General features: G+C 37.2%; 9 protein-coding genes. 1 reads left to right on the forward strand and 8 read right to left on the reverse strand.

All coding sequences use genetic code 11. The annotated features are described in order from the left end of the window. Positions 1–2 precede the first annotated feature (2 nt). From BPMYX0001_RS22590 to BPMYX0001_RS22625, 8 genes are all read right to left on the reverse strand, one after another. On the reverse strand, positions 3–326 hold the full coding sequence (locus tag BPMYX0001_RS22590; RefSeq protein ID WP_006096577.1) for a PTS lactose/cellobiose transporter subunit IIA: 324 nt from the start codon (positions 324–326) through the stop codon (positions 3–5). Positions 327–507: 181 nt separating this feature from the next. Continuing rightward, the gene (gene celB, locus BPMYX0001_RS22595; protein WP_003202026.1) at positions 508–1,815 is read right to left on the reverse strand and encodes a PTS cellobiose transporter subunit IIC; all 1,308 of its coding nucleotides are present in this window, start codon (positions 1,813–1,815) and stop codon (positions 508–510) included. Between the two features lie 17 nt (positions 1,816–1,832). After that, positions 1,833–2,135 carry a PTS sugar transporter subunit IIB gene (locus BPMYX0001_RS22600; protein WP_003202024.1) on the reverse strand — a complete coding sequence of 101 codons (303 nt, stop codon included), beginning with the start codon at positions 2,133–2,135 and terminating at the stop codon, positions 1,833–1,835. Positions 2,136–2,676: 541 nt separating this feature from the next. Continuing rightward, entirely contained in the window at positions 2,677–3,090 is a 414-nt protein-coding gene (locus tag BPMYX0001_RS22605; RefSeq protein ID WP_003202021.1) for a DUF3021 domain-containing protein, read from the reverse strand. Positions 3,091–3,094: 4 nt separating this feature from the next. Next, positions 3,095–3,544: a LytTR family DNA-binding domain-containing protein gene (locus BPMYX0001_RS22610; RefSeq protein WP_006096579.1), complete on the reverse strand. Its 450-nt coding sequence runs from the start codon at positions 3,542–3,544 to the stop codon at positions 3,095–3,097. 133 nt (positions 3,545–3,677) lie between these two features. Beyond that, complete coding sequence (locus tag BPMYX0001_RS22615; RefSeq protein WP_003202017.1) at positions 3,678–3,995, reverse strand: PTS lactose/cellobiose transporter subunit IIA; 318 nt, start codon at positions 3,993–3,995, stop codon at positions 3,678–3,680. A 9-nt stretch (positions 3,996–4,004) separates the two neighbouring features. Beyond that, positions 4,005–5,306, reverse strand: a complete 1,302-nt coding sequence (gene celB, locus BPMYX0001_RS22620) for a PTS cellobiose transporter subunit IIC (RefSeq protein WP_006096580.1) — start codon at positions 5,304–5,306, stop codon at positions 4,005–4,007. Positions 5,307–5,320: 14 nt separating this feature from the next. Next, positions 5,321–5,623 carry a PTS sugar transporter subunit IIB gene (locus tag BPMYX0001_RS22625; protein WP_006096581.1) on the reverse strand — a complete coding sequence of 101 codons (303 nt, stop codon included), beginning with the start codon at positions 5,621–5,623 and terminating at the stop codon, positions 5,321–5,323. Positions 5,624–5,855: 232 nt separating this feature from the next. Between BPMYX0001_RS22625 and BPMYX0001_RS22630 the strand changes: the two genes are divergently transcribed. Beyond that, positions 5,856–7,073, forward strand: a complete 1,218-nt coding sequence (locus BPMYX0001_RS22630) for a dicarboxylate/amino acid:cation symporter (RefSeq protein ID WP_026008517.1) — start codon at positions 5,856–5,858, stop codon at positions 7,071–7,073. The last annotated feature ends 320 nt before the right edge of the window (positions 7,074–7,393 follow it).

Here is a 7,393-nt window from a genome sequence, read left to right on the forward strand (position 1 = left end):
TCTTACTCCCCTTTCGTATCAAGCTTTTTATAAAGGTCGATAAATTCCGCTGCTAATTCTTTCACAGTCATTGAATTCATTAAATGATCTTGTGCATGAATTAAAAGAACACTAATCTCTTTTTTTTCTCCTCTTGCTTCTGATTGTATGAGTTCTGTTTGGAAATGATGTGCTTCATTAATCGCTTCTTTCGCTTTTGCCATCGCTTCATCTGCTTCCCCTAATTTCCCCTGTTTTGCATATTGCAGTGCTTCCATCGCATAGCTTCTTGCGTTACCGCTGTGTAAAATTAATTGGAATGGGATTTGTTCTGCTGTAGTCATCATAAATACCGCCCTCTCTATATAGTTCAACCGATTAAAATACCCCTTCAGTTTGAACGTGTCTATGAAAATATTATTTTCTTAAATTGGTTTTGGTGTTCTTCTAGATGTGTGCCATCTTTCTGAACAAGATATAAAGTTATTGTTCTCACGAGCTCGTTTCACCCGTGAGAACAATCATGTATTACATAGGTACAGATTGATTATTTCCTTGTGCCGCTGCTTTTTCAGTTTTAACAATAGAACGGTCACATAATACAACGAATGGATAATAAATAACCATCGCAATTACAAAGTTGAATAACTGTAGAATTGCACCGGAAATGTGTCCGCCTGTTACAAGGTAACCACTAATGATGGGTGGTGTTGCCCATGGAATCATCGCAACTGTTTTTGGAACAAATCCAAGAGATATAGCCATGTAAGAAGTAATTACTAATACAACTGGTGTCACAATAAACGGAACGAATAAAATTGGGTTTAAAATAATTGGTGTACCAAAGATTACTGGTTCGTTAATGTTAAACGCACCAGGTCCAATTGATAATCGGGATACCCCGCGCAATTGCGCACTTCTTGCCACAATTAATACAACCACTAAGAATGCTAATGTTGCACCAGAACCACCAAGATATACGAAGGTATCAAAGAATGGTTTTGTAATAATGTTTGGCACATCAAATGAAGACACGCCATCTTGGAACATCTTGATGTTTTTTTCTAATGCCGGTAAGTATAATGGCTCGATAATCCCACCAACAATGTTTGGACCATGTAAACCAAAGAACCAAAGAACGTGAACAAGAATTACAATTACAATCGCACTTGGTAATGTACCTGCTAAACCTTGTAATGGTAATTGAATTGTATTAAAGATAAATTCATGAACACTTGTACCTGCTAATTTCACTGCTAATTGAATACCCGCAACTACTGTTAAAATAACAAACGCTGGAACTAATGCTGCAAATGATCTTAAAACTGCTGGTGGTACTCCGTCTGGCATTTTGAAAGTAATTTCTCTTTGTACAAAGAAGCGGAATGCTTCAGTAACAAGAAGCGCTACAATGATTGCTACGAATAAGCCTTGTGATCCTGTCCAAGCTAAGTTCAATCCGCCCTCTTTCGGCGTTGTTGGTGTAAGAATAATTAACGCACCAAATGAAATAATACCCGCTGACAATCCATCAACACCGTAAGATTTTGCTAAGTTATAACTTGTTGTAAACGCTATAATTAGTGCTAAAATTGCGAAAGACCCTGTCCACATTCCACCGCCGACGTCTTTCCAAACTTCTCCGAATGTACCTTTCATAAAGTTTTGGAAAGCCTCGGATGGAAAACCATTAATAAGTGATGCAAATGCACCAACTAAGATAAGTGGCATAACCGCGATAAACCCATCACGAATCGCAGCTAAATGACGTTGTGACCCGATTTTACCAGCGACTGGAACAATATATTTTTCCATAAATGCGATAAACTTTTGCATTTTCTTTCCCTCCCTAATTATTTTTTAAGTGTTAAAGCGTGATCTAAAACTGCTTCTCCATTCATCATGCCGTAGTGCATTGGATTAATAACATCGATACCAACGTTCCTCTCATCAGCAAGCGCTTTCATCGAAGACAGCATATAACGAACTTGTGGTCCTAGTAATAATACGTCTGCTTCATCAATATTGTTTTTTACTGCATCCCCAGATACAGCCCAAATCTTTCCTTCTAACCCGCGAGCCTTTGCAGCTGCTTCCATTTTTGTAACTAGTAAACTTGTAGACATTCCTGCTGAACAACAAAGTAAAATATTCATTAATTAGTCCCCCTATGCATGTAAACTATTTTTGTTTATTTGTTTTTCTTTACGCCTTTTATCAATGCAACTTCCGTGCCAACTTTTTAAACCGCCTAAAATTAACGTTTTTCTCTGTGTTTTCATTGTGTGTTATCGCTTTCGAAAAGTGTGTTACCCAAAATATTGATAGTGTGTTATAAAACAACACGCTTGTAACACATATCTGTATGAAAATAGATTAGTGTTTAGTTGTCTAGTTGTGCTTAAAACATAAAATAAAATATTTTTATAAAAACATTCATTTTCTTTCTAATAAGAAAAAATTTATGGGAATTATATTTTTCAATATACAAAAGGATAAATTAAGAGGAAAGAACTCATATATGTCAACTATGAAAAACGAGGACTTTCAGTCATAACAGTACCATCAGTGGATTCACTGATGGTACTGTTATGATTCATACAAGACTAAATGTGATTAAACCGCCTCTCGATTTATCATTGAACTCCACCAAAACAATATGATTTTCACTAAATGGCCTACTTCATTTCGATTCCTTTATTTCAAGCTATTATTCAATCCCTCAATTTTCTTTTTCCAATACATTGTCATCGCAAACCATATAATGAAGTAAATAACGATGAAGCTACCTGTGCAAATGAGAAGCGGAACGAGATGATTTGGAACCCAACCAACCCAAATTGCAGTCGGTAAAAATGTGCCTAATAAAATGATAAAGTGAATGATTGTTTGCTTTAAAATGCCCCATTCTTCTTTCTCAAATACAAAGGAAGCAAACGAGAAAATCAGCCCTACAATATTTGATGCTACAAGGTGAGTAAGCAGTGTTTTTGTCTCTAATACATCCATTCCATTTACATAACCAATTCCTAAAAACAATAAGCTATAAAGCATCGCCATCGCCATTCCTGCGATAACCTTGGCACCTATCCTATCAAACAAAGTAACCATATTCCTAGCCTCCTCCCATATTCAAAGCTTCTTTAATAAACGGTACATATTTTCTTGAAACGTATTCTTTCATTCCATTTGAAAAGTGTGCACACATACTGCCGCTAAATGACATTTCAAAGTTTATTACATGTTGCAAGTTTGCGAGTGTAGACTTTGAAAATCGTACAAAGCGATCACCCTGTAATTTTGTTTCTAACTCATACAAACGAGATTTCACTTCAAGACTTCCTCTCATCGTTTGAGCCATTACCTTTCGCCCCTCTGTATAAAACCAATAAATATCTTTTGGCTCTAACAAATAATACTGTTGCTTCAATACTCCAACAATTTGCTTCACATTCCCCCCTTCTATCCTTTTTAAAAGTTGCTGAACTTCATCTGTCACTTCTTTTGCTTTAACAATAATCTCTATCTCATCTTGTGATGGATTTAATTCAAGGTGAATTTTCACTGCCTTCCACCTCCCTTACGCCCTTATTGTTACATATATTTCAAAAAAAGAAATAGATTGGTACATAAGTGGTATTCTTTACGTCATAACTGACTCTTTTTCAAACATAAAAAAACCTTGCATACGCAAGGTCTCATTCTTTCGCTAACATTTTCTTATATAACTCTACAAATTCACTCGCTAATTCCTTCACCATAATCGCATTCATTAAATGATCTTGCGCATGAACCATGAGCAGTGTAATCTCTGTCTTTTCCCCCCCAGCTTCCCTCTGTATTAAATCCGTTTGTAAACGATGTGCCTCTTGTAGTTCTTGTAAGGCCTCCTGCAATTTCGCCTCCGCTTCTTGAAATTCTCCGCGCTTTGCATAATCAATGGCTTCCATCGCACAACTTCTCGCATTTCCCCCATGTAAAATTAAATGAAAGGCTTGCGTCTCTAATATATCCATCTTAATTGCCTACTCCCCTTTTTCTTCGGCTACTTTTTGTTTATCCCACATTTTCAAGAACGGTAAATAAATCAAAAATGCAAGTATAAAGTTAACAATTTGCAAGACAACTCCTGAAATTTTCCCACCCGACCCTAAATATCCACTAAAAAGAATTGGTGTAGTCCACGGTACTGCCGCACCGCTTGGCCGAGCAACAAGCCCCCATTCCATTGCAAAATAAGAAACAAATGTCATAACGACAGGAACAAGTATAAATGGAATGAGCAAAAGTGGATTCAGTACAATTGGCATTCCAAACGTGACCATTTCATTAATATTAAAAATGCCTGGTGCGATTGATAGCCGACCCAAACTTTTTAATTGCTGACTCCGTGCAAATAATAACATCGCTACAACAAGTGCTAGCGTTGCACCAGATCCACCTGTGTAGATCCACAAATCAAAGAATTGTGCTGTTATCGTGTTTGGGACATCTTGCCCCGCCTGAAAAGCAATACGATTTTGATCCATTAATGATAACCAAACCGGGCTCATAACACCGCCTACGATTGCGGCCCCGTGAATCCCACATGCCCAAAGCACATGAACAACAATAACCGCTGCCACCGCGCCAAAAAGACTTGCTCCAAGTACACTGAGCGGAGCTTGCAGAAGCTGCCCTACAATATTATGAATACTACCAAAAGTGGTTTGCTCCAAAATTAAGCGCAGAATCCAAACAACCGTCACAACGATAAAACCTGGAATGAGTGCAGTAAATGAACGTGTTACAGCTGGTGGAACCGTTTCCGGCATTTTAATAATCATCTTCTTCTGGATAATAAACCTGTAAATTTCGGTAGATATAAGTGCTATAATCATCGCCACGAATAGCCCTTGACTCCCCATCAATGCAGCAGGTATAACCCCATCTACTACTACACTTTCCTTCGTACTAGGTATAATATGTGTCACTTGAAATGGAGTTGCTAGTAAAAAGGATACAAGTGACAATGCTCCTGCTGCTAATGCATCTACTTTATATTGTTCTCCCAGTCTGTAAGCGATTCCAAAAGTAGCTATTAAAGACATTATATTAAATGTTGCGCTAACTGGATACCCTAACGCCTTCTGCCAATTCCCCCCAAATAAACTTTCCATAAAATCGTTATATCCAGGTATTGGTAAAGCGCTGATAATAAGAAAAAATGAACCGATAATTAAGAAAGGCATCGTTAAAATAATCCCATCACGAATTGCTTGTAAATGCCGCTGCTGCGCAATTCTCCCTGCTACTGGCATAACATATTTCTCTAAAAACCGGACCATCTACTCCACTCTCCTTATACTCTCATTGACAATGCTGCCTCTAATACGGCTTCTCCGTTACAAAGCCCATAATGTACAGAGTGAATAATATCAACAGGTATCCCTTTTTCTTCACACATTTCCTTCATCTTCGGTAATAAATAACGCACTTGAGGTCCAAGCAAGAGCACATCCGCTTCGTCAATATGATTCCGTATTTCCGAACCCGATACAGCCCAAATTTTTACTTCTAACCCTTTTGCCTGTGCCGCTTTCTCCATTTTCGTTACAAGCAAACTAGTAGACATTCCTGCTGCACAGCAAAGTAAAATGTTCATTAAACTCCCTCCTTACTTTTAATCAGCTGGAATCCTATCCACATTTCTCTTCATATCCACTACTAGGTTACCAATGTATATGTCTATATTGTTTTCCATATGACGAGCATAAAAACAAAATTTTCCCCGTTTTCACTCTATTCCATCTATCTGTATTTTCCTAGTAAACTGCCTCATAAATCGCTATAATGATTCAGTATGATTTTTTACATTAAATAGGAGGAGATATATGATGAAGGCTTATCGCTTTCCAATTATTTTATTATCTTCCATCCTAATTGGTGGTTTCATTGGTTATTTCATGGGTACCGATGCAGTTGCTTTAAAACCGCTTGGTGACATTTTCTTAAACTTAATGTTTACGATTGTTGTACCTCTTGTATTCTTTAGCATTGCTTCCTCTATTGCCAATATGGATGGATTAAAACGTTTCGGAAAAATCATGTCTAGCATGGCAGGAACTTTCTTATTTACAAGTATTATCGCTGCAATTTTTATGATTATTGTTGTGAAAGTATTCCCGCCCGCACAAGGTGTTGTACTAGAGTTAACACAACCTGATAAGGCTGAAAAAAGCATTAGCGTTGCTGATCAAATTGTTGGCATCCTTACAGTATCAGATTTCTCAAAGTTACTTTCTCGTGAAAATATGCTAGCTCTTATTTTCTTCTCTATTTTAATGGGAATCGCAACTTCAGCAGTTGGCGAAAAAGGAAAACCATTCGCTACCTTCTTACAATCTGGTGCAGAAATTTCAATGAAAGTTGTTTCTTTCATTATGTACTATGCTCCAATTGGACTAGCTGCTTACTTTGCAGCCTTAGTTGGAGAATTTGGGCCACAGCTTCTTGGAACATATTTCCGAGCAGCAATGGTATACTATCCAGCTTCTCTTGTATACTTCTTTGTCTTCTTTACCTTCTACGCATACCTTGCAGGACGCAAACAAGGTGTACAAATCTTTTGGAAAAACATGGTCTCTCCTACAGTTACATCACTTGCAACTTGTAGTAGTGCCGCGAGTATTCCAGCAAACTTAGAAGCAACGAAAAAAATGGGCATTTCTTCTGACGTTCGTGAAACAGTTGTCCTTCTTGGTTCTACACTTCATAAAGACGGATCTGTTTTAGGTGGCGTAATTAAAATTGCTTTCTTATTCGGGATTTTCAATATGGAATTCTCAAGTCCAAAAACATTGGCAATCGCACTTGTTGTTTCCCTATTAGTTGGAACAGTAATGGGTGCAATTCCTGGTGGCGGTATGATTGGTGAAATGTTAATTGTTTCTCTATATGGCTTCCCACCAGAAGCTTTGCCAATTATCGCAGCTATTAGTACAATCATTGACCCACCAGCAACGATGTTAAACGTAACAGGAGATAACGCTTGTGCCGTAATGACAGCTCGTCTTGTTGAAGGTAAAAACTGGATTAAGAATAAAGTAATGTAATAAGTTCTTATCATTCTTTTAAAATAAAAAATTGCTAGAAACAAAAACCTTTTCTTTTAAAATAAAGAAAGGTTTTTCATTTAATTAACTGAATACTCAGTTAATTTTTTATCAAACGGAACGACTGGTAAAAATATTGAAAAAAGTAAAAAAAAGTAAGATAATTAGCAAGAATACTTAATGAGGGGGTTCTTTTATGAAAAAAAAGTTTTTGATAGTGCCTGCCGTAGCACTGCTAGCACTTCCTGCTTTCAGCTTTAGCAATGCTTCTACTAATCTAACAGCTTTTAATCCACCACCACCTGATAGAGTTTCTAGTG

This window comes from Bacillus pseudomycoides DSM 12442 (genome assembly GCF_000161455.1).
GTDB classification, from domain to species: Bacteria; Bacillota; Bacilli; order Bacillales; family Bacillaceae_G; genus Bacillus_A; species Bacillus_A pseudomycoides.

Bases quoted from the DNA above. Each gene is read 5' to 3' on its own strand.
- celB (WP_003202026.1), bottom strand. From the start codon at position 1,815: ATGCAAAAGTTTATCGCATTTATGGAAAAATATATTGTTCCAGTCGCT.
- BPMYX0001_RS22615 (WP_003202017.1), bottom strand. From the start codon at position 3,995: ATGGATATATTAGAGACGCAAGCCTTTCATTTAATTTTACATGGGGGA.
- BPMYX0001_RS22600 (WP_003202024.1), bottom strand. From the start codon at position 2,135: ATGAATATTTTACTTTGTTGTTCAGCAGGAATGTCTACAAGTTTACTA.
- BPMYX0001_RS22590 (WP_006096577.1), bottom strand. From the start codon at position 326: ATGATGACTACAGCAGAACAAATCCCATTCCAATTAATTTTACACAGC.
- celB (WP_006096580.1), bottom strand. From the start codon at position 5,306: ATGGTCCGGTTTTTAGAGAAATATGTTATGCCAGTAGCAGGGAGAATT.
- BPMYX0001_RS22625 (WP_006096581.1), bottom strand. From the start codon at position 5,623: ATGAACATTTTACTTTGCTGTGCAGCAGGAATGTCTACTAGTTTGCTT.
- BPMYX0001_RS22605 (WP_003202021.1), bottom strand. From the start codon at position 3,090: ATGGTTACTTTGTTTGATAGGATAGGTGCCAAGGTTATCGCAGGAATG.
- BPMYX0001_RS22630 (WP_026008517.1), top strand. From the start codon at position 5,856: ATGAAGGCTTATCGCTTTCCAATTATTTTATTATCTTCCATCCTAATT.